Here is a 21,996-nt window from a genome sequence, read left to right on the forward strand (position 1 = left end):
TCGAAGCGCTTCGACGGGCGAGTCGAATCAGTTCGACGACCCCCGGCAACCCCCGACAGCCCCCGACAACAACCCCCTGCGCGACGGGTGACCGAGATCCATCCGACTCCCCTGGAGGCCCTGGATGTTCACGGCAAGAAGGCACAGCAGGCACCTGATCATTACGGCCGCGACCCTGGTCGGGGCCTTGTCGCTCGCCTCCTGCGGCGGCGGCTCGGGCAGCGGGTCGTCCGACGGGAAGACCCTGCGCCTGTGGCACTACGAGGGCCCCGACAGCGCGATGGGCGCGGCCTGGCAGGCGGCCGTCGAGGAGTTCGAGGCGACGCATCCGGGCGTCAGAGTGGAGTTCGAGGAGAAGGGCTTCGAACAGATCCAGAAGACCGCCCCGATGGTCCTCAACTCCTCCGACGCGCCCGACCTCATGGAGTACAACAAGGGCAACGCGACGGCCGGACTGCTTTCCACGCAGGGCCTGTTGACCGATCTCACCGCCGAGGTGACGAAACGCGGCTGGGACCGGAAGATCGGCGCCGGGGTCCGCACCACCAGCCAGTACAGCGCCAACGGCGTTATGGGCAGCGGTAGTTGGTACGGCGTGCCCAACTACGCCGAGTACACGATGGTGTTCTACAACAAGGATCTCTTCAAGAGGTACGGGATCGCCGAGCCGACCTCGTTCGGTGAACTCACCGCCGCCATGGACAAGTTCGTCGCCGAGGGCGTCACCCCGCTGGCGAGCGCGGGCGCCGAGTACCCGGCCCAGCAGTACCTCTACCAGCTCGCCCTGTCGAAGGCGGACCGCGCCTGGGTCGACAAGTACGAGCTGTACAAGGGGAAGACGGACTTCCACGACGCCGCCTGGACGTACGGCGCCGAGACCTTCGCCGACTGGGTGGACAAGGGGTACTTCGGCAAGAACTCCAGCGGCCTGAAGGCGGAGGAGGCCGGAGTCTCCTTCATCCAGGGCAAGAGCCCGATCCTGTTCTCCGGGAGCTGGTGGTACGGCCGCTTCAAGAGCGAGGCGAAGTTCGACTGGGGCACGTTCCTGTGGCCCGGCACCGGTCTCACCCTCGGCTCCGGCGGCAACCTGTGGGTCGTCCCCAAGGCCGCGAAGAACAAGGAACTCGCCTACGACTTCATCGACATCACCATGTCGAAGAAGATCCAGAACCTGCTCGGCGACAAGGGTGGGGTCCCGGTGGCCGCCGACCCGGCCGCCGTCACCGACCCGAAGGCCAAGTCGCTCATCGCCGACTTCAACACCCTCTCCGGCCGGGACGGGCTCGCCTTCTACCCCGACTGGCCGGTACCCGGCTTCTACGACGTCCTCGTCTCCGAGGTCCAGAAGCTGATCACCGGCAGCGCGAAACCGGACGACGTCCTGGACTCGTTGCAGGAGGCGTACGACAAGGGCGTACCGAAGACATGACGGTCACCGTCGAACGCGCCACCAACGGCGTGTGCGAGCAGGGGAGTTCGCGCCGCCGGAAGGACTCGTACACTCTCTTCCTGCTCCCCGGAGCCCTCGCCTTCCTCGCCGTGATCGTCGTGCCGTTCCTGATGAACACCGGGGTGAGCTTCACCGATTGGCGGGGCGTGGGCACCCCGGAGTGGGCAGGACTCGCCAACTACCGCACTCTGATGGACGATTCGGAGTTCTGGGCGTCGTTCCGGCACAGCCTGTTCATGGTGGTGGCGATGGCGGCCGTACCCACCGTGGTCGGACTCGTCCTGGCCGCCGCCCTGTTCGACTTCGTCGGCAAGCACTTCGGGAGCCGCTGGGCGGCCGTGCTCCGCGCCTGCTTCTATCTCCCGCAGGTGCTGCCGATCGCGGTCGCGGGCATCGTGTGGAGCTGGATCCTCGCGCCCGGGAACGGTTCGCTGAACGAGCTGCTGAAGGCTGTCGGGCTGGGTTCCTGGCAGCAGGACTGGCTCGGCGACCCGGACATCGCGCTCTACAGCGTGATGGGTGTGCTGGTCTGGGTGCAGCTCGGCTTCCCGCTGGTCGTGTTCATGGCGGGCCTGCAACGCGTCGACCCGCAGCTCTACGAGGCCGCCGAACTGGACGGCGCCGGCTGGTGGCGCCGCTTCCGGCACATCACGCTGCCGCAGATCCGCCCCGAGACCTATGTCGTCCTCACCTGGTGCACGATCGCCGCGCTGAAGGTGTTCGGCGCGGTGTACGTCCTGACGAAGGGCGGTCCGGGCGGCGCGACCGACGTCCCGTCCTACTTCTCCTTCACCACGTTCTTCGAGAAGACCCAGGTCGGCTACGGCGCCGCCGTCTCCACCGTCCTGACGGTGATCATCCTCGCCGTCTCATTCGTCGGCCTGAGGTTCCAGACCCGCGCGGAGGACGCCGAGGACACCGTGGAAGGAGCCCGTACGTGACCACCGCCCCGCGCCGCTACCCGGTGCTCATCGCCCTCGTCCTGGCGGCCCTGTTCATGGTCGTGCCGTTCCTGATCGTCGCCGTCAACGCCGTGAAGTCGCCCGCCGAGTACTCCGCGAACGGCCCCCTCGGTCTCCCCGAGGGCCTCTATCTCGACGGGATCAAGGACTTCTGGGAGCGGGTCGACTTCGGCCGGAAGCTCGTCAACTCGACTCTGATCAGCGGTTCGGTGGCGGTCCTCGCGGTCGTCCTGTCGGTGCTCAACGCGTACGCGATCGGCATCGGGCGGATCCGGGGCCGCACCTGGGTGCTGGCCTTCTTCGTCCTCGCCAATGTGCTGCCGCAGGAGGCGCTGGTCTACCCGGTGTACTACCTGAGCAAGCAAGTCGGCCTGTACGACACCCGGTTGAGCGTGATCATCGTCTTCACGGTCATCCAGGCGGCCTTCGGTACGTATCTCCTCTCCTCCGTCCTGGGCCAGTTCCCCCGGGAGGTCATCGAGGCCGCGCGGATCGACGGCGCCAACAAGTGGCAGGTGCTGTGGCGGATCGTCGTCCCGGTCAGCCGTCCCACGCTCGGTGTGCTCCTCGTCTTCTTCTTCATCTGGACCTGGAACGAGTTCCTGCTCCCCCTGGTGATGCTGATCTCCAACGACAACCAGACGGTGTCGGTGGCCCTCGGCGTCCTCCAGGGCCAGCGCCTGATGGACGCCACGATGACCAACGCGGCTGCCCTGCTGGGTGTGTTGCCCGCCCTTGTCTTCTTCCTCGTCTTCCAGCGAACGCTCACTCGCGGCATCGCCGTGGGTGCCGTGAAGTAAGGACCCCCACGTGAAGTTCACCGACGGCTACTGGCTACTGCGCGAGGGCGTCACCGCCGCCCACCCGGTCGAGGTCCTCGATGTGACCGACGCCGACGGCACGCTGGAGATCCACGCGCCGACCCAGCCCATCCGCCACCGCGGCGACCTGCTGAAGGGACCGGTCGTGACGATCAGCGCCCACGCCCCGATGCCCGACGTCATCGGTGTCACGTTCACGCACTTCCAGGGCGAGGAGCCGCAGAGCCCCCAGTTCGAGGTGCGCAAGGAGGACTTGACGGTCCACACCGAGTACGACGAGGAGCACGCGACGCTGACCTCCGGCACTCTCTCCGTCCGGGTCAGCCGCACCAGCCCCTGGCAGGTCGACTTCCTCGCCCACGGCCGGGTCCTCACCAGCAGCGGCCCCAAGGGCATGGGCATCATGCGGGACTCGGCGACCGGCGCCCACTATCTGCGCGAGCAGCTCGGGCTGAAGGTCGGCACGAGCGTGTACGGGCTCGGCGAACGCTTCGGCCCACTCGTCAAGAACGGCCAGGCCGTCGACATGTGGAACGCCGACGGCGGCACGGCCACCGAACAGGCCTACAAGAACGTGCCGTTCTACCTCACGGACGCGGGCTACGGAGTCTTCGTCGACCACCCCGGCCGGGTCTCCTTCGAGGTCGGCTCGGAAGCCGTGTCCAGGGTGCAATTCAGCGCCGAAACACAGCAGTTGACGTACTACGTCATCCACGGCCCGACCCCCAAGGACATCCTCCGCAAGTACACGGCCCTGACCGGCCGCCCGGCACTACCGCCCCCGTGGTCGTTCGGCCTGTGGCTGTCGACGTCCTTCACCACCTCCTACGACGAGGAGACGGTGACGTCGTTCATCGAGGGCATGCGGAAGCGTGAACTCCCGCTCTCCGTCTTCCACTTCGACTGTTTCTGGATGCGCGAGTTCAACTGGTGCGACTTCCGGTGGGACCCACGGGTGTTCCCCGACCCCGAGGGCATGCTCCAGCGGCTGAAGTCGCGGGGCCTGCACATCAGCGTCTGGATCAACCCGTACATCGCCCAGCGCTCGCCACTCTTCAAGGAGGGCAAGGCGCTTGGCCACCTGCTCCGCCGACCGGACGGCAGCGTGTGGCAGTGGGACCTGTGGCAGCCGGGCATGGCACTGGTCGACTTCACCAGTCCGGCCGCCCGCGACTGGTACGCGGCGAAGCTGGAGGCGCTGCTCGCGCAGGGCGTCGACTGCTTCAAGACCGACTTCGGTGAACGGGTGCCGCTGGACGTGGAGTTCGCCGACGGCTCGGACCCGGAGCGGATGCACAACTACTACACGTACCTCTACAACAGGACCGTCTTCGAGGTACTGCGCAAGCACCGCGGCGAGGGCGAGGCCGTTGTGTTCGCGCGTGCCGCGACGGCCGGCAGCCAGCAGTTCCCGGTCCACTGGGGCGGCGACTGCGAGGCGACGTACGAGTCGATGGCGGAGTCACTGCGCGGCGGCCTCTCCCTCGGCCTGTCCGGATTCGGCTACTGGAGCCACGACATCGGCGGCTTCGAGGGCACCCCGAGCCCCGCCCTCTTCAAACGCTGGATCGCCTTCGGCCTCCTCTCCTCCCACAGCCGTCTGCACGGCAGCTCCACCTACCGGGTGCCGTGGCTGTTCGACGAGGAGTCGGTGGACGTGCTGCGGCTCTTCACCCGGCTCAAACTCCGCCTCATGCCCTACCTCTACGAGGCCGCCCGCACCGCCCACACCGAGGGCGTCCCGATGATGCGCGCGATGGTCCTGGAGTTCCCGGACGACCCCGGATGCGCCCACCTGGAACGGCAGTTCATGCTCGGCCCCGATCTGCTGGTCGCACCGGTGTTCAGCGACGAGGGCGAGGTCTCCTACTACGTCCCCGAGGGCGAGTGGACCCACTTCCTGACCGGCCGCACGGTCACCGGCCCCCGCTGGACACGGGAGCGCCACGGCTTCGACAGCGTGCCGCTGCTGGTGCGCCCCGGGTCGGTGATACCCGTCGGCGCGGTGGACGACCGCCCCGACTACGCGTACGCCGACGGGGTCACCCTGCACACGTACGGCCTGCGACGCGGCGCCCAAGTGACCGTCCCGGTAGGCGACTTGGCGTTCACAGTGGTCCGCGAGGGCGACACGCTACGGGCGTCGTGCAGCGACCCGTCGGCGCCCTGGGGACTGGCGTCGGGCAACCGCGAGGTACGAGCGAAGGCGGGCACCGGATTCCTGACCCTGGAGCTGGAGCTGGAACCGGCGGAACCGAACCCGACGCGGCGGGGGCCGATGGAACGGGGTCCGGCAGAACCGGGGGCGATCGGGCCGGGAGGCGAGTGATGGTGAAGATCACCGATGTGGCCCGGCACGCCGGCGTCTCCCCCAGCACCGTGTCGTACGCCCTCAGCGGCAAGCGCCCGATCTCCGAGGAGACCCGGCGGCGCGTCGAACGCTCCATCCACGAACTCGGCTACCGCCCGCACGCGGGCGCCCGCGCCCTGGCGAGCAGCCGCTCCAACGTCCTGGCACTGGTGATCCCGTTGCGTACCGGCATCGATGTCCCGGTCGCGATGCGGTTCGCGGTGTCGGTGGTGACGGCGGCGCGCCGCCACGACCACGACGTCCTGCTCCTCACCCAGGAGGAGGGCGAGGCCGGTCTGCGCCGGGTGGCGGACACGGCCCTCGTGGACGCGCTGATCGTGATGGACGTCCAGCTCCACGACCCCCGGCTGCCGTTGCTGCGCGCACTGGACCTGCCGTCGGTCCTGATCGGCCTCCCCGCCGAACCGGCCGGCCTGACCTGCGTCGACCTGGACTTCAAGGCGGCGGGCGAGCTGTGCGTGGAGCGGCTGGCGGCCCTGGGGCACCGGGTGATCGCCCTGGTCGGCTCACCGCCCGAGGTGTATCTGCGCCGGACCGCGTTCGCCCAGCGCGTTGCCCAGGGGTTCACGGCGGCGGCGGACCGGGGCGGGCTGTCGTCCTCGGTCCGCCCCTGTGCGGCGACACCGGCCGCCGCAAGGGCCGTTGCCGAGCAACTCCTCTGCGAACAACCGGCGTTGACCGGGGTCGTCGTCCACAACGAGGCGATCCTCGAACCCCTGATCGGCGCCTTCGAGCACCTCGGCCTACGGGTCCCGGGCGACCTCTCCGTCACCGCGATCTGCCCGGCCGACATGGCCGAGAACCTGCCCGTGCCGGTCACCTCGGTCGCCATACCGTCGGCGGAGGTGGGGGCACGGGCAGTGGACCTGCTGATGAGGAAGCTGAACAGCACGGGTCACGCCCCGGAGGTGACCCTGCTGCCACCCCGCCTGACGGAGAGGGCGACCACGGTGGCACGGGCTGCACCGTGAGCCCAAACCCGACAACCCGGTATCCCGACAACCCAGTAACCCGGTGCCCCGGTGACCCGGAGCCCATGAAGCCGTAACCCCGGAGCCCAAGATGGCCACCGATCCAGCCGATGTCCCGACTACTCCACCGTCACCGACTTGGCCAGGTTCCGGGGCTGGTCCACCTCGTTGCCCCGGGCCGTGGCCAGCTCACAGGCGAAGACCTGCAACGGCACGGTGGCGACGAGCGGCTGGAGCAGCGTCGGGGTGGCCGGAACACGGATCAGGTGGTCCGCGTACGGCACCACCGCCTCGTCCCCCTCCTCCGCGATGACGATGGTCCGGGCGCCCCGGGCCCTGATCTCCTGGATGTTGGACACGATCTTGTCGTGGAGGACGGACCGGCCACGCGGCGAGGGCACGACCACGACGACCGGCACGTCCTGCTCGATCAAGGCGATGGGCCCGTGCTTCAGCTCACCGGCGGCGAACCCCTCGGCGTGCATATAGGCCAGCTCCTTCAGCTTGAGCGCGCCCTCCAGTGCCACCGGATAGCCCACGTGCCGCCCCAGGAACAGCACCGTGTTCTTGTCGGCGAGCGAACGCGCCAGCTCACGCACTGGCTCCATGGTCTCCAGCACCCGCTCGACCGCACCGGAGATGTCCGCGAGGTCCCGCACGACGGCCCGGATCTCGTCGCCCCACTTGGTGCCGCGCACCTGCCCCAGATACAGGGCGACGAGATAGCAGGCCACCAACTGGGTGAGGAACGCCTTGGTGGAGGCGACGGCGACCTCGGGCCCCGCGTGCGTGTACAGCACCGCGTCCGACTCGCGCGGGATCGTCGAGCCGTTGGTGTTGCAGACGGCCAGCACCTTGGCCCCCTGCTCACGGGCGTGCCGCAGCGCCATCAGGGTGTCCATCGTCTCGCCGGACTGGGAGATGGCGATGACCAGGGTCCGCGCGTCGAGAATCGGATCCCGGTACCGGAACTCGCTCGCCAGCTCCACCTCGCACGGGACGCGCGTCCAGTGCTCGATGGCGTACTTGGCGATCAGCCCGGCGTGAAAGGCCGTACCGCAAGCCACAACCACGACCTTCTCGACCTCCCGCAGCGCGGCGGCGGGAATCCGCACCTCGTCGAGCGTCAGCGACCCGGCCGGGTCGATCCGGCCCAGCAGGGTATCGGCGACAGCCTTGGGCTGCTCGGCGATCTCCTTGAGCATGAAGTAGTCATAGCCCCCCTTTTCCGCCGCCGACACGTCCCAGTCGACGTGATACGACCTCGCGTCCCCCGGACCGCCGTCGAATCCCGTCACCGTGACCCCGTCCCGGCGCAGCTCCACCACCTGGTCCTGACCCAGCTCGATCGCCGACCGCGTGTGGGCGATGAACGCGGCGACGTCCGAGGCGAGAAAGGCCTCGCCCTCTCCAACGCCCACCACGAGCGGCGAGTTCCGCCGCGCCCCGACCACCACGTCCGGCTCGTCGGCATGTACCGCGACCAGCGTGAACGCGCCCTCAAGACGCCGGCACACGAGCCGCATGGCCTCGGCGAGATCGGCGCAGGCCGAGAACTCCTCGGCGAGCAGATGCGCGACGACCTCGGTGTCGGTCTCGGAGACGAGTTCATGGCCACGCTCGGCCAGCTCCGCGCGCAGACAGGCGAAGTTCTCGATGATCCCGTTGTGGACGACGGCGACGCGCCCGGCGTTGTCGAGATGCGGATGGGCGTTGCCGTCGGTGGGCCCGCCATGAGTCGCCCACCGGGTGTGCCCGATACCCGTACCGCCGGCCAGCAACGGCCGTTCGACAAGCGCCTTCTCCAGATTGACGAGCTTCCCCGCCTTCTTGGCACCGGCCAGCCCGCCGTCCGCGAGCACCGCCACCCCGGCCGAGTCGTATCCCCGGTACTCCAGCCGCTTCAGCCCGGCCATCACGACGTCGAGAGCCGACTGCGACCCCACATAACCCACGATTCCGCACATGCTGCGCAGCCTACGATCGAACACGCGCCGCATCCGGGCACAGCGTGCCCGATATCGGAAATTCGCGCCGCGAAAACGAGGCCTCCACCTAGAGGTGACGCACCCCACCCTCCACCCCGTCCACACTGCCGTAACAATGGACTGTGATCTCTCCGGTCTCCTCGATGCCCCGGAGCGCCCACCGGCAGCGGCCGGAGGCGACTCCCTACGTCGACCTCACCCGTGCCGAGTGGAGTGCGCTGCGCGACAAGACGCCGCTGCCCCTCACCGCCGAGGAGGTCGAGAAGCTGCGCGGTCTGGGCGATGTCATCGACCTCGACGAGGTGCGGGACATCTACCTCCCGCTCTCCCGGCTCCTCAACCTCTACATCGGCGCCACGGACGGCCTTCGGGGAGCCCTGAACACGTTCCTCGGCGAACAGGGCACCCAGACGGGCACGCCGTTCGTCATAGGAGTCGCGGGCTCGGTGGCGGTCGGCAAGTCAACAGTCGCCCGTCTCCTCCAGGCGCTGCTCTCCCGCTGGCCCGAACACCCACGCGTAGAACTGGTGACCACGGACGGCTTCCTGCTCCCCACCGAGGAGCTGACGGCCCGCGGCCTGATGTCCCGGAAGGGCTTCCCGGAGTCGTACGACCGCCGGGCCCTGACCCGCTTCGTAGCGGACATCAAGGCAGGAAAAGACGAGGTCACAGCCCCCGTCTACTCCCACCTCATCTACGACATCGTCCCCGACCGAAAGCTCACGGTCCGCCGCCCCGACATCCTGATCGTCGAGGGCCTGAACGTCCTCCAGCCCGCGCTCCCCGGCAGCGACGGCCGCACCCGCGTCGGTCTCGCCGACTACTTCGACTTCAGCGTGTACGTCGACGCCCGCCCCGAGGACATCGAGCGCTGGTACCTCAACCGCTTCCGCCGCCTGCGTGAGACGGCGTTCCAGAACCCGTCCTCGTACTTCCGCAAGTACACCCAGGTGTCGGAGGAAGAGGCCCTGGACTACGCCCGCACCACCTGGCGCACCATCAACAAGGTGAACCTCCTGGAAAACGTGGCCCCCACAAGAGGCCGCGCCACCTTGATCATCCGCAAGGGCCCGGACCACAAGGTCCAGCGACTCAACCTACGCAAGCTGTAGTCGACCCCCCTGAGGGCGCCGGCGCAGCCGCGCCCGACAGGGGCGCGGGGAACTGCGCGACAAGCCACGACGGACCCGCAACCCGCAGCGAACCCGCACCCCCACAACCCGACAGGGGCGCGGGGAACTGCGCGACAAGCCACAACGGACCCGCAGCCCGCCACGCACAGCACCCCCACCCCGAACCCGGCACGGAATGGCCCCGCAAACTACCCGAGCGCCGACTTCACCACATCCGCCAACCGCCCGGCCACAGCCCGAGCGTGATCGATATCGGCAGCCTCCACCATCACCCGAACCAACGGCTCGGTCCCGGAGGGCCGCAACAACACCCGCCCGGTAGCCCCGAGTTCCCGCTCGGCGTCAGCAACCGCGGCCGCCAGCTCGGCAGACGACCCCACCCGCGCCCGGTCGACATCAGGCACGTTCACCAGCACCTGCGGCAACCGCTCCATGACAGCCGCGAGTTCCTTCAATGTACGACCGGTCTGCGCGACCCGAGCCGCCAGCAGCAGCCCGGTCAGCGTCCCGTCACCGGTGGTCGCGTGGTCCGAGATGATCACATGCCCGGACTGCTCACCGCCCAGCGCGTACCCGTGCTCCTTCATCTCCTCCAGGACATACCGGTCCCCGACCGCCGTCTGGACCAGAGACAGCCCTTCCCGCTCCATCGCCAGCTTGAAGCCCAGGTTGGACATCACCGTCGCGACAACGGTGTCGTCCCGCAGTACGCCCCGCTCCCGCATCGCCAGGGCGAGTACGGCCATGATCTGGTCGCCGTCCACCTCCGCACCGGTGTGGTCGACGGCGAGGCAACGGTCGGCGTCACCGTCGTGGGCGATGCCGAGATCGGCACCGTGTTCGAGGACGGCGGCCCGGATCTTGGCGAGGTGGGTGGAGCCGTAGCCGTCGTTGATGTTGAGGCCGTCGGGCTCGGCACCGATGGTGACGATCTCGGCGCCGGCCCGGGTGAACACCTCGGGCGAGACCAGGCTGGCGGCGCCGTGCGCCTCGTCCAGGACGACCTTCAGACCGTCCAGCCGGTTCGGCAGGACACCGACGAGATGACTGACGTACTGCTCGAAGCCCTCGTCGTACGAGCGCACACGGCCCACGCCGCCGCCCGTCGGACGGTCCCAGGGAGCACCGGTGCGGTGCTCCTCGTACACGGCTTCGATCCGCTCCTCCAGCTCGTCGTCGAGTTTGTGGCCACCGCGGGCCAGGAACTTGACGCCGTTGTCGGGCATGGCGTTGTGGCTGGCGGAGAGCATCACGCCGAGGTCCGCGCCCAGCTCGGCGGTGAGGTACGCCACCGCCGGGGTGGGCAGTACGCCGACCAGCAGGACGTCCACGCCCGCGCTGGCGAGGCCCGCGACCACGGCGGCCTCCAGGAACTCTCCCGACGCGCGCGGATCCCGTCCGACCACGGCGACCGGCCGGTGGCCCTCGAACGAACCCGCCTCGGCGAGTACGTGGGCCGCCGCCACCGACAGACCGAGAGCCAGCTCGGCCGTCAGGTCCACGTTGGCGACACCGCGCACGCCGTCCGTGCCGAAGAGTCGTCCCACTGGTGTCCTCCGAAGATGCTGAGAATGTGCGGCTCGTGCCGAGTGTCCATGCCGGACCTGGCTACGTATATCCCCTGTGCCTGTTTCCAGGCTGTATGGAGCGTTCCAAAACCCGTGCGGCGAACCTGTGATAGGTGATGTCCCCCGTAAACGAACCGCCCCGACAGCACGAAAGTGCCGCCGGGGCGATACGTACAGGACGTCCGGGAAACACGAGACGTCCGAGAGCAGCGGAGCGATTAACGCTTGCTGTACTGCGGAGCCTTGCGGGCCTTCTTGAGACCGGCCTTCTTGCGCTCGACCGCACGGTCGTCGCGCTTGAGGAAGCCGGCCTTCTTCAGGGCGCCACGGTTGTTGTCGACGTCCGCCTCGTTCAGCGCACGGGCGACACCGAGACGGAGCGCACCGGCCTGACCGGAGACACCGCCGCCGGAGATGCGGGCGATGACGTCGTAGCGGCCTTCGAGCTCGAGCACCTTGAAGGGCTCGTTGACTTCCTGCTGGTGCACCTTGTTGGGGAAGTAGTCCTCAAGGGTGCGACCGTTGATCTTCCACTTGCCGGTGCCCGGGACGATCCGGACGCGGGCGATGGCGTTCTTGCGACGGCCCAGGCCGGCCGCGGGCTGCGGGTCGCCGAAGCGGCCCGCGAGCGACTCCGAGGTGTAGTCGCCCTCGACGGGGACCTCGGACTCGGTGGTGTAGCTCTCGACGTCGGCGTTCTCGAACTCGACATCGGCGTTGTCGTCGAGCGGCTGCTCGACAGTGGTCTCGGCCACGATTCTCCTCAGAATTCTCTACGTCTTAGGGGGTGGCCGGAACTACTGCGCGACCTGGGTGATCTCGAACGGCACCGGCTGCTGCGCAGCGTGCGGGTGCTGGTCGCCCGAGTAGACCTTCAGCTTCGAGAGCACCTGACGGCCCAGGGTGTTCTTGGGGATCATGCCCTTGATGGCCTTCTCGACGGCCTTCTCGGGGTTCTTCGCCAGAAGCTCGTCGTAGCGGACGGAGCGCAGACCACCCGGGTAGCCGGAGTGGCGGTACGCCATCTTCTGGGTCTTCTTGTTGCCGGAGAGGTGCACCTTGTCGGCGTTGATGATGATGACGAAGTCACCAGCGTCGACGTGGGGGGCGTAAATCGGCTTGTGCTTGCCCCGAAGGATGTTCGCGGCGGTGGTGGCCAGACGGCCCAGGACGACATCCTGGGCGTCGATGACGTACCACTGGCGAGTGATGTCGCCGGGCTTAGGGCTGAACGTACGCACTTCGTAGCCTTCGCTTCTTCAGTGGATGGGTCCTGACACATGGCATCACTGAAGCGATCGTGCAGCTGGGGACGACAGTGGCCGGGAACAATGCCCGTATGCCGTCCACTGGTAACTGCTCCAGGGAACCTACGTATGGGCCTCTCGCGTGAGAACGACCAAGCCGATACGCATAACAATCGCCCAGGCTACCCGCGCGGGCCCGGACGGGTCAAAACGAGGGTCCGTCCGCGCGAGCGAGCAGGAGGAACCGCCGCCTCAGCCGCCATAAACCCAAACCTTCCCGACAACCCTCCGAGATCGGACTTGCCGCCCATGCCCCACCCCCAACTGCGGTGGCACGCGTGGCCCTTGAGACGCAGCAACACACGGGGTGCACGGCGTCTAAGATGCGCGCATGAGCTATGGGCAGGGGGGACCTCAGTGGGACCCCTGGAAATCGAATTCCCAGCAGCCGTGGGACAACCAGGACAGCCGGGCCCCGCAGCAGCCGTGGGCCGGCCAGGGCGGCGGACAGGCCCCCGACTGGGCGGCGCTCGCCGAGGCGTCCGAGGTCCGTAACAGGCGCCGCAGAATCCTGCTCATCGTCGGGGCCGCGGTGGCCACCGTGGGCGTGGGCACGGCCGTCGCGATGGCCGTGGTCAACGCGGACGGCAACGCCACGGCCTCCAACAGACCGACCTCCGGCCTGCCCGCCACCGCGGACATCCCCAGCGACACCGCCTCGACGCCGTCGTTCGCGCCGACGAGCGCGCCGCCGCCGCTGGACCCGAAGGACTTCATATCGAGCGCGAAGAAGGACACGGCGCCCCTGGCCCCGGACGACCTCTTCCCCGGTACGCAGCTCACGATGGGCGAGCGCCTCTACAAGAAGGGCCCGACCGCCGACTCGACGAACTGCGCGTCGGCGACGAAGAACACCCTTCCGAAGATCCTCACGGACAACGGGTGCACGCGCTTCCTGCGCGTCACGTACAGCAAGGACGGCATCGCGGTGACGGTCGGCGTGGCCGTCTTCGACACCGAGGCGCAGGCCACGAAGGTCAAGTCCACGACGGACAGGAAGAGCATCGTCGAGTCCCTGTCCGGCGGCGGTGTCCCGACCTTCTGCCGCGCGGCGATCTGCCGCTCGACGACCAACTCGTACGGCCGCTACGCCTACTTCACGATCGCCGGTTTCACCGACGGCAAGGACGTGACGACGAAGAGCACGGCGGTCTTCACCACGGGCGACGACCTGGCCGAGTTCGCCTTCCGCCAGATCAGGCGGCGCGGCGAGGCACAGGCCTCGGCGGCGAGCAAGTAGCCCTCCCCCCTGCTCCGGTGACTCAGGACTTCGGCAGGGTGTTCAGGTAAGGCGTCCCCGCGGCCTCGAACCGGGCGGCGGCCTTCTCCGCGTCCGCCGCCGACACCGCCTTGCCGGCCCGGTAGTACATCCAGTCGGCCTTCATCTCCCAGGAACGCGCCCCCTTGAAGGGGAGGTCGACGAACCAGGTGCTGAAGTTGATGGTCATGGCCTCGCGCGGAAAGTGCTTGCTGCCGCTGGTGAAGAGCTTCTGGCCGTCGATGGAGTAGGTGGTCTTCCCGTCGACCGCGGTGATGACCATGGTGTGCCAGCCGCCGAGCTTCTGGTTGTGGGAGCTGGTGACCCGGTCGCCCCGCTCGCTGTTGCGCCAGCTCGTGGTGTCGAGCAACGGCCCGTACCGGCCCCAGCCGCCGTTGGGCATGTACTCGTAGTCGAGTTCGCTGTACCTCGGCGACGCGTGGTCGGGCGAGATGGCGAACAGGGACTCGTTGACGTGGTCGCCGTCGGCGCCGCTCGCGGGCTTGTCGCTGAGGTAGACGCGGGCGACGAGGGTGCCGGTGAAGAACGTCGGCCGGGTCCGGTGGAACTCGGCCTGCCGGGTGCCCCGCGCGGTGCCGTCGGTGCCGGCCCGCAACCGGAGCGCCTGTCCCGCCCTGCCGTCCTCCCCGGCGGGGAAGCTCACACCCTGCTTCGACCAGGTGTCCTTGATGCCCGGTCCGCCTTCGCCGGTACGGACCGTCCAGCCGTTGGCCGCGAGCGCGGGGTCGTCGGGACCGGTGTAGTCGAAGTCGTCGAAGAGGACTCCGGCGGGCGCCCCGCCCGAGGCCGAGGCCGACGCTGAAGTGGACGCGGACGCGGATGCGGACGCGGAAGCGGCGGGAGCCGGGGTGTCGCCGTTCGGCTCCTTGCCCCAGACATGAGTGCCATCCAGATACGCGGTCACGAGCTTGGACGGCTGGTACGTGGTGCTCTTGGCGTCGAACGAGAGATCGTCCGCCTGATTCAGCTCGCGGTGGTCGACCCGGTAGAGCTGGAGCCCGATGCCCTGACTGGTGCCGCCGGGCTTCAGCGTGCCGGCCGCGGCGGTGAAGCCGATCTGGAGGTAGTGGTCGGCCTTGGGCGCCGGGTCCTCCAGGGCGGCCGTCCGCAGGGTGACGCTGGAGCAACCGAGGGACGTCTGGACGCAGTTGGACCCGTACGCGGTGCCGCCGCCAGCCGTGTAGTAGTAACGCAGGGTGACGTCGCTGAGGTTCACGGAACGGCCGGACGTGTTGATGATTTCCAGCCACGGTTTCGCCACATCCGCCGTCGCGGCGGCGCCGGTCCGGTAGCGAACGGTGAGGACGGAGGAGGACTCGCCCGACGGCCACCAGGCGTGGAGCGCGGCGCCGCCCGCTCCGAGAAGGCCCGTCGCGAGCAGGAATATGAGGATTTTCCATCCCCGACGGGACGATGTGCGGCCGGTCACGAATTCCCCCGAGTTCTCTGGGCGGTGGTCACCGCACACCTTAAGCCCATCTTCACAAAGGCTCCCAGATAACCCTTTCCCGCCTCTTACCGTGTGATCTTCACCATGACGTCTGGCCGAATATCATCGCCACCAGTTGTCATGATTATGACCCTTTTGCCGTAGCACCAAAGGATCCGGATTTAACTCACCGTTCACGCCTCACGCCACCGAGAGCAACCCTGTGACCTGGACAGCTCCGACCTGTCGGACATACCCGGGGTATGTTCCTGAGGACCTTTCGCAGTACCCGCACAAGATCACGACCAATGTGCGGAGGCATCCGGATGCAGGAGAAACGTTTTGTCGGGGACGGTTGCGCGCGGTGAGCGTGCTGAGCAGCTGCACACACCACGCAGCCGACATCGAAGAGGCCGCAGCGCGTACGGCCATGCCGTCGAGACCCCGGCCACAATGGTCTACGAGACCGTCGTGCTCGTTCCCGCCCGGAATGAGGAGGTCGGGGTCTTCACCTCGCTGGAGTCGCTGGCCGGGCAGACCCGACGGCCCGACCTCATCGTCGTGGTGGTCAACAACTCGACCGACCGCACCCAGGAATTCGCGCGCCAGTTCGCCGACGACGAGCGCACACCGCCGACGGTCGTCCTCAACCTCGATGACAATCCGCACAAAAAGGCCGGGGCCCTCAACTACGGACTGCGATGGCTCCGGGAGGCAGTGGGCGGCCGGCTGAACGGCCGGGTGGGCCACGTCCTGGTCATGGACGCCGACACCGAACTGCACCCGCGGTTCATCGAGCGGGCCCGCAACGTCATCGCGTCCGACCCCCAGATCGGCGGCGTCAGTGCCGCCTGTCTCGGCCGCACCGACCTGTGGCGCAACCCCTGGCAGCGGTTCCTGCTGGGCATGCAGATCATCGAATACGGCCGGGCCGCCAACGCGCGCTACCGCAAGAACGTCCACACCATGTCGGGCGCCGGCTCCTTCTACCGCGCCGAGGCGCTACAGGGCCTGATCGACTGGCGGGGCGAGGTCTTCTGGGAGGACCACCGCAACCTGGTCGAGGACTACGAGACCACGCTGGCGCTCAAGGAGTCCGGCTGGAAGGTCACAGCCAACCAGCTCTGCATCGCCTACACCGACCTCATGCCGACGCTGCGCGAGCTCATCCAGCAGCGCGAGCGCTGGAGCCGCGGAACCGTCGACACGCTGCGCCGCCGCGGCTGGACCAGATTCACCTGGCACTCCATAGTCACGATGATCATGGGTCTGGTCGGCTTCGCCTACATCTTCATCTGGAGCGGACGGCAGGTCGCCGCCATCGCCGTACAGGGCTTCTCCAGCCACCCTCTCCTGCTGGCCCTCTTCGGCTTCTGGATCGTCTATCCAGCCATCCAGGTACGCACCCTCGGCTGGAAGGCGATGCTCGTCGAGGCGCTGCTCATCCCCGAGCTGGTCTACACCGTCGTACGGGCGTACTGGCTCATCTCGTCCATCCTGAAGTCCTTCGTGACTCGCGTATCGGCGTGGAAGTAGGCGGGGGAGAACGATGAACACCCTCAGAGGACTGGGTGCCTGCGCGGTACTCGCCGGCATCGCCTACGCGGTCACCAAGGTGACGAACTTCCAGCTGTTCGTGCTCGGCATCACGGTCACGACGGTCACCGTCTGCGTGATCACCTACCTGCTGTCCGTGAAAAGGCGCCGCCACGACCGCCGCACGGCAAACGGCCGTAACAGATCCAGGCGAGCCTCGTAATGGGCGTCACCGCCTACCCGAAGCACCCTGTGGTCGGCATCGGCAACGTCCGCCGGTTCCGCGCCTCCTTGTTGCGCGCGGCCAGCAACTCGTCGGCGGGATAACCGACTTCCTCCAGCGTCAGCCCGTGCGGCCGTACGACATGCACGGCGGAGTCGCGTACGCCGGCGGCCAGCACCTTCCCGGGCCAGTCGGCCCCCCGGTGCCCGTCCCCCACGAAGATCAGCGCCCCGATCAGCGAGCGCACCATGTTGTGGCAGAAGGCGTCGGCGCGCAGGGTGGCGGTGATGATCCCGTCGTCACCGCGGACCAGGCTCAGCTCCTGGAGCGTACGAATGGTGGTCGCGCCCTCGCGCTTCTTGCAGTAGGCGGCGTAGTCGTGCTCGCCCACGAGCCGCCCAGCCGCCTCGTTCATGGCGTCGACGTCGAGCGGCCAGTCGTGCCACAGGACATGGTTGCGGAGCAGCGGATCGACTCCACCGGGATTGTCTGTGACGCGATACGCGTAACGCCGCCAGATCGCCGAGAACCGCGCGTTGAACCCACCCGGCGCCTCGGCGACGCGCCACACCCGCACATCTTTGCTCAGCCGCCCGGCAAGCCGCTTGAGCAGCTTCTCCTGATGCTCGTCCCACACCTCGACAGGCAGATCGACATGGGCGACCTGCCCCCGCGCATGCACCCCGGCATCGGTACGCCCGGCCACGGTCAGCTCGTACGTGGTCTCCCCGGCCCGCGTCACGGTCCGCAGGGCGTCCTCGATCTCCCCCTGAACGGTCCGCCGCCCCCCGGCCTGCTTGGCCCACCCGGAGAACGCGGTCCCGTCATAGGAAAGGTCCAGCCGCACCCGTACGAACCCGGGCTCTACTTCATCACTCACAGGGAGATCCTCTCAGCAACCAAAAAAGCGGGCCCGCCCCTCGAAAGGAGCGGACCCGCTCAGACGCGAACCGAAGCTCAGGCGTCCTTGGACTCTTCGGCGGCCTCGTCGGCCGGCTTGGCGTCCTCGACGACCTCTGCGGCAGCCTCGGTCTCGACCGGGGCCTCCTTCACGAGGGCGTCTTCCTTGACGGCACGCTTGGTCGCCGCCTCGGCCTCACCGGTGGCCTGCTGGGCCACGGTCAGGGCCTCCACCAGCTCGATGACAGCCATGGGCGCGTTGTCGCCACGACGGTTACCGATCTTGGTGATACGGGTGTAACCACCCGGGCGGTTCTCGTAGCGCGGGCCGATCTCGGTGAAGAGCGTGTGAACGACGCTCTTGTCCGTGATGACCTGGAGCACCTGACGGCGGTTGTGAAGGTCGCCCTTCTTCGCCTTGGTGACCAGACGCTCGGCGTAGGGACGCAGCCGGCGCGCCTTCGCCTCGGTGGTCGTGATCTTGCCGTGCTCGAAGAGCGACTTCGCGAGGTTCGCGAGAAGCAGCTTCTCGTGCGCGGCACTGCCACCCAGACGGGCACCCTTGGCGGGCTTCGGCATGATCTTTCTCCTTGGTGTCTGCCCCGGCCGTATCAGGTACCAGAGTCAGTGTCCGAGCAGGCGATCACCTGTCGGAGATCCGGGAGCAGCCCCGAAGGGGCGCTCCCGGAAGGGGCGCGGGGAACTGCGCGACAAGCCACAGCGCACCCGCACCCAAATCTAAACCACAAGCCCCGAGCTCTAAGCAGCCCTAGCAGCCCTAGTAGCCCTAGTAGCCCTAGTAGCCCTTAGTACTGCTCGGTCTCCACGAACCCGGCGTCAACGTCGTCGTCGGCGCCAAAGGCGTCAGCGGCGGCGGTCGGGTCGAACCCGGGAGGCGAGTCCTTGAGCGCGAGACCCATCCCGGCAAGCTTGGCCTTGACCTCGTCGATCGACTTCGCACCGAAGTTACGGATGTCGAGCAGATCGGCCTCGGAGCGGGCCACGAGCTCACCCACGGAGTGGATGCCCTCACGCTTCAGGCAGTTGTACGACCGGACGGTGAGCTCCAGCTCCTCGATCGGCAGCGCGAGATCGGCAGCCAGCGCGGCGTCGGTCGGGGACGGACCCATGTCGATGCCCTCGGCGTCGACGTTGAGCTCACGGGCAAGCCCGAACAGCTCGACGAGCGTCTTACCGGCGGAAGCCATCGCGTCCCGGGGACGCATGGCCTGCTTGGTCTCGACGTCGACGATCAGCTTGTCGAAGTCGGTGCGCTGCTCGACACGCGTGGCCTCGACCTTGTACGTGACCTTGAGAACAGGCGAGTAGATCGAGTCGACCGGAATACGACCGATCTCCTGACCCACCTGCTTGTTCTGCACAGCCGAGACATAGCCGCGACCGCGCTCGACGGTCAGCTCGACCTCCAGCTTGCCCTTGCCGTTGAGCGTGGCGAGGACGAGGTCGGGGTTGTGCACCTCGACACCGGCCGGCGGCGCGATGTCAGCGGCGGTGACGAGCCCGGGTCCCTGCTTGCGCAGGTACATGACCACCGGCTCATCGTGCTCACTGCTGACAACGAGCTGCTTGATGTTGAGGATGAGGTCCGTGACGTCTTCCTTGACGCCCGGCACGGTGGTGAACTCGTGCAGAACGCCGTCGACACGGATGCTGGTGACAGCCGCGCCAGGGATGGAGGACAGCAGAGTACGACGGAGCGAGTTACCGAGGGTGTAACCGAACCCCGGCTCCAGCGGCTCGATGACGAACCGGGAGCGGAACTCGTCGACGACCTCTTCGGTCAAAGAGGGACGCTGAGCGATCAGCATGTGGAAATCCTTCAGTCATGGACACCCGCTATTTGATGCCCGACTAGTAATACAAGGGTACGGGCGATACAGCTCATAGGAGCCATACCGCCCGAACCTCAAACTGCCAAACAAGAACCAGAGCCGAACGTCAGATCAGACGCGACGGCGCTTGGGGGGACGGCAGCCGTTGTGCGGGGTGGGGGTGACGTCCTGGATGGAGCCGACCTCAAGACCGGTCGCCTGAAGCGAACGGATGGCCGTCTCGCGACCCGAGCCCGGGCCCTTGACGAAGACGTCAACCTTGCGCATGCCGTGCTCCTGCGCGCGGCGGGCGGCCGACTCGGCGGCCATCTGCGCGGCGAAGGGGGTGGACTTGCGCGAGCCCTTGAAGCCGACGTGGCCGGCGGAGGCCCAGGAGATCACGTTGCCCGCGGGGTCGGTGATCGAGACGATCGTGTTGTTGAACGTGCTCTTGATGTGAGCGTGCCCGTGAGCGACGTTCTTCTTTTCCTTGCGGCGCACCTTCTTGGCAGCGCCCTGACGACCCTTGGGGGGCATCTACTACTCCTACGGGGAGGTGGTCGGTCCTACAGCGAAGACCGCTGATGAAGCGTTGTCCGCTGAGGACTACTTCTTGCCCGGCTTCTTCTTGCCGGCGATGGCGCGACGCGGGCCCTTGCGGGTACGAGCGTTCGTGCTGGTGCGCTGACCGTGGACGGGCAGGCCACGGCGGTGGCGAATACCCTGGTAGCAGCCGATCTCGATCTTCCGGCGGATGTCGCCCTGGATCTCGCGACGGAGGTCACCCTCGGTCTTGATGTTGGCGTCCACGTACTCGCGGATCGCGACGAGCTGCTCTTCGGACAGGTCCCGAACACGGGTGTTCGGGTCGATGCCCGTCTCCGCCAGCGTCAGCTGGGAGAGAGTCCGGCCGATGCCGAACACGTAGGTGAGGGCGACCTCCACACGCTTTTCACGCGGGATGTCAACACCGGAAACGCGTGCCATTCAATGGCTCCAGTTGTCGTTCGGAGGTCTTCCACAAAGCCGTTTCCCAGCCGCCGTACGAGGTACGAACTGGGTCCCCGGCCTCCGACCGGGGGTATCAGCTCCACCGAACGACGACCAACCACAGTCACCGAACAGTCGGACCTGGACTCTGCGTATGAACATGTACTGCTCGCGTCGCGCGAATTTCTGCGGGTGCAGAAGGTAGGTCGTGCGTCAGCCCTGGCGCTGCTTGTGGCGCGGGTTCTCGCAGATGACCATGACCCGACCGTGACGGCGGATCACCCTGCACTTGTCGCAGATCTTCTTGACGCTCGGCTTGACCTTCATGGGGTGAGGTTCTCCGGGTCAGTTGCCGGCGGCCCCGCTTGCACGGGACTTGGGCAAGATCTACTTGTATCGGTAGACGATCCGGCCACGCGTCAGGTCGTAAGGAGACAACTCCACCACGACCCGGTCGTCAGGGAGGATGCGGATGTAGTGCATACGCATCTTGCCGCTGATGTGTGCCAGAACCTGGTGGCCGTTCTGGAGCTCTACCTTGAACATTGCGTTCGGGAGAGACTCGACGACAGTGCCCTCGATCTCGATGGCACCTTGCTTCTTGGCCACGCTTCGCCCTTCGAATCGACTACCTTGATCGACTCTCATGCGTTCCCAGTTGGGCGCATGCGGACATGCGGGTGCACGAGAGCCGACGAGTCAGTCTACGTCAGCACCCCCGGAAAGACGAATCGAGGAAGGATGCCCCACACCCCTGATCCTTAACCAGCAACCCTCACTGAACCCCCCGGACAGCACACGGGAGCATTCAGGGCCGGCGCCCCGCCGGGGGCCCAAGGGGGGCGGGGCAGCGTTCCTGACTGAGGACCCGGACCGGAGGCCCCGGCAGGACCAGGCAGGGGGTCAGGGGCCGAGGCCCGAGCGACGTACGGGGGACACAGTCCCGACGGGGCGCCAGGAGCGGCAGTCCCCGCTGGGCCAGCGGCGGCATCCCGGCCGAGGGCCGAGCGGCGCGCAGGGGACGTAGCCCCGCCCCCGGGCCGAAGGCGGCATCCCCGCCGAGGGCCAGGGGCGGATGCCCCAACAGGGCGAAGCCCCCGCCAAGCCCCAGGGGCGAGGCCCAACCAGACTGCAGGGGGAGCCCAGGCCAGGGGCCGAGGCCCCAAGCGGGGTGCAGGGGACGCAGTCCCCGCCAGGGGTGCAGGGGGCGGGAGCCCCCGCCAGGGGTGCAGGGGG

General features: G+C 67.7%; 21 protein-coding genes. 9 read left to right on the forward strand and 12 right to left on the reverse strand.

What is annotated here, in order from left to right:
• Positions 1–124 precede the first annotated feature (124 nt).
• The 5 genes from AOK08_RS03620 to AOK08_RS03640 are packed head-to-tail and all read left to right on the forward strand — an operon-like array spanning position 125 to position 6,575.
• Complete coding sequence (locus tag AOK08_RS03620; protein ID WP_198539100.1) at positions 125–1,429, forward strand: extracellular solute-binding protein; 1,305 nt, start codon at positions 125–127, stop codon at positions 1,427–1,429.
• The gene (locus tag AOK08_RS03625) at positions 1,426–2,391 is read left to right on the forward strand and encodes a carbohydrate ABC transporter permease (protein WP_055523576.1); all 966 of its coding nucleotides are present in this window, start codon (positions 1,426–1,428) and stop codon (positions 2,389–2,391) included. Before AOK08_RS03620 ends, AOK08_RS03625 begins: the two co-directional genes overlap by 4 nt.
• Complete coding sequence (locus AOK08_RS03630) at positions 2,388–3,212, forward strand: carbohydrate ABC transporter permease (RefSeq protein WP_055523578.1); 825 nt, start codon at positions 2,388–2,390, stop codon at positions 3,210–3,212. The genes AOK08_RS03625 and AOK08_RS03630 overlap by 4 nt, the downstream gene beginning before the upstream one ends.
• A gap of 10 nt (positions 3,213–3,222) precedes the next feature.
• Positions 3,223–5,562, forward strand: a complete 2,340-nt coding sequence (yicI, locus tag AOK08_RS03635; RefSeq protein ID WP_055523580.1) for an alpha-xylosidase — start codon at positions 3,223–3,225, stop codon at positions 5,560–5,562.
• A complete protein-coding gene (locus AOK08_RS03640; RefSeq protein ID WP_063794000.1) occupies positions 5,562–6,575 on the forward strand; it encodes a LacI family DNA-binding transcriptional regulator in 1,014 nt (337 codons plus the stop codon). Before yicI ends, AOK08_RS03640 begins: the two co-directional genes overlap by 1 nt.
• Before the next feature lie 119 nt (positions 6,576–6,694).
• On the opposite strand, the gene glmS is transcribed toward AOK08_RS03640, so the two are convergent.
• Complete coding sequence (gene glmS / locus AOK08_RS03645; protein WP_055523584.1) at positions 6,695–8,542, reverse strand: glutamine--fructose-6-phosphate transaminase (isomerizing); 1,848 nt, start codon at positions 8,540–8,542, stop codon at positions 6,695–6,697.
• 164 nt (positions 8,543–8,706) lie between these two features.
• On the opposite strand from glmS, the gene coaA reads away from it, so the two are divergent.
• Entirely contained in the window at positions 8,707–9,675 is a 969-nt protein-coding gene (gene coaA / locus AOK08_RS03650) for a type I pantothenate kinase (RefSeq protein ID WP_422125721.1), read from the forward strand.
• Positions 9,676–9,884: 209 nt separating this feature from the next.
• On the opposite strand, the gene glmM is transcribed toward coaA, so the two are convergent.
• The 3 genes from glmM to rplM form a co-directional block, all read right to left on the reverse strand.
• Positions 9,885–11,243: a phosphoglucosamine mutase gene (gene glmM / locus AOK08_RS03655; RefSeq protein WP_055523588.1), complete on the reverse strand. Its 1,359-nt coding sequence runs from the start codon at positions 11,241–11,243 to the stop codon at positions 9,885–9,887.
• Positions 11,244–11,482: 239 nt separating this feature from the next.
• Complete coding sequence (rpsI, locus tag AOK08_RS03660) at positions 11,483–12,019, reverse strand: 30S ribosomal protein S9 (protein ID WP_055523591.1); 537 nt, start codon at positions 12,017–12,019, stop codon at positions 11,483–11,485.
• Positions 12,020–12,061: 42 nt separating this feature from the next.
• Positions 12,062–12,505, reverse strand: a complete 444-nt coding sequence (gene rplM / locus AOK08_RS03665; protein ID WP_055523593.1) for a 50S ribosomal protein L13 — start codon at positions 12,503–12,505, stop codon at positions 12,062–12,064.
• Positions 12,506–12,902: 397 nt separating this feature from the next.
• Between rplM and AOK08_RS03670 the strand changes: the two genes are divergently transcribed.
• Positions 12,903–13,811, forward strand: coding sequence for a hypothetical protein (locus tag AOK08_RS03670; RefSeq protein ID WP_055523595.1), 909 nt, complete (start codon positions 12,903–12,905; stop codon positions 13,809–13,811).
• A gap of 22 nt (positions 13,812–13,833) precedes the next feature.
• Here the strand turns inward: AOK08_RS03670 and AOK08_RS03675 are convergent, their stop codons facing one another.
• Positions 13,834–15,279: a cellulose binding domain-containing protein gene (locus AOK08_RS03675; protein WP_063794001.1), complete on the reverse strand. Its 1,446-nt coding sequence runs from the start codon at positions 15,277–15,279 to the stop codon at positions 13,834–13,836.
• Between the two features lie 453 nt (positions 15,280–15,732).
• Between AOK08_RS03675 and AOK08_RS03680 the strand changes: the two genes are divergently transcribed.
• Positions 15,733–16,815, forward strand: a complete 1,083-nt coding sequence (locus AOK08_RS03680) for a glycosyltransferase family 2 protein (protein WP_055523597.1) — start codon at positions 15,733–15,735, stop codon at positions 16,813–16,815.
• Positions 16,816–16,828: 13 nt separating this feature from the next.
• Positions 16,829–17,038, forward strand: a complete 210-nt coding sequence (locus AOK08_RS03685) for a hypothetical protein (RefSeq protein ID WP_055523599.1) — start codon at positions 16,829–16,831, stop codon at positions 17,036–17,038.
• Positions 17,039–17,051: 13 nt separating this feature from the next.
• Here AOK08_RS03685 and truA read toward each other — a convergent pair whose 3' ends face one another.
• The 7 genes from truA to infA form a co-directional block, all read right to left on the reverse strand.
• Complete coding sequence (truA, locus tag AOK08_RS03690) at positions 17,052–17,918, reverse strand: tRNA pseudouridine(38-40) synthase TruA (RefSeq protein ID WP_055523600.1); 867 nt, start codon at positions 17,916–17,918, stop codon at positions 17,052–17,054.
• Positions 17,919–17,995: 77 nt separating this feature from the next.
• Positions 17,996–18,517, reverse strand: coding sequence for a 50S ribosomal protein L17 (gene rplQ, locus AOK08_RS03695; RefSeq protein WP_055523602.1), 522 nt, complete (start codon positions 18,515–18,517; stop codon positions 17,996–17,998).
• A gap of 227 nt (positions 18,518–18,744) precedes the next feature.
• On the reverse strand, positions 18,745–19,767 hold the full coding sequence (locus AOK08_RS03700) for a DNA-directed RNA polymerase subunit alpha (protein ID WP_055523604.1): 1,023 nt from the start codon (positions 19,765–19,767) through the stop codon (positions 18,745–18,747).
• Positions 19,768–19,902: 135 nt separating this feature from the next.
• Positions 19,903–20,307: a 30S ribosomal protein S11 gene (rpsK, locus tag AOK08_RS03705; RefSeq protein ID WP_006376016.1), complete on the reverse strand. Its 405-nt coding sequence runs from the start codon at positions 20,305–20,307 to the stop codon at positions 19,903–19,905.
• 69 nt (positions 20,308–20,376) lie between these two features.
• The gene (gene rpsM, locus AOK08_RS03710) at positions 20,377–20,757 is read right to left on the reverse strand and encodes a 30S ribosomal protein S13 (RefSeq protein WP_006376031.1); all 381 of its coding nucleotides are present in this window, start codon (positions 20,755–20,757) and stop codon (positions 20,377–20,379) included.
• A gap of 216 nt (positions 20,758–20,973) precedes the next feature.
• On the reverse strand, positions 20,974–21,087 hold the full coding sequence (gene rpmJ / locus AOK08_RS03715) for a 50S ribosomal protein L36 (protein ID WP_003998809.1): 114 nt from the start codon (positions 21,085–21,087) through the stop codon (positions 20,974–20,976).
• Between the two features lie 60 nt (positions 21,088–21,147).
• On the reverse strand, positions 21,148–21,369 hold the full coding sequence (gene infA, locus AOK08_RS03720) for a translation initiation factor IF-1 (protein WP_003948620.1): 222 nt from the start codon (positions 21,367–21,369) through the stop codon (positions 21,148–21,150).
• Between the last annotated feature and the right edge of the window lie 627 nt (positions 21,370–21,996).

The sequence above is a fragment of the Streptomyces graminilatus genome (assembly GCF_001418565.1).
Lineage (GTDB): Bacteria > Actinomycetota > Actinomycetes > Streptomycetales > Streptomycetaceae > Streptomyces > Streptomyces graminilatus.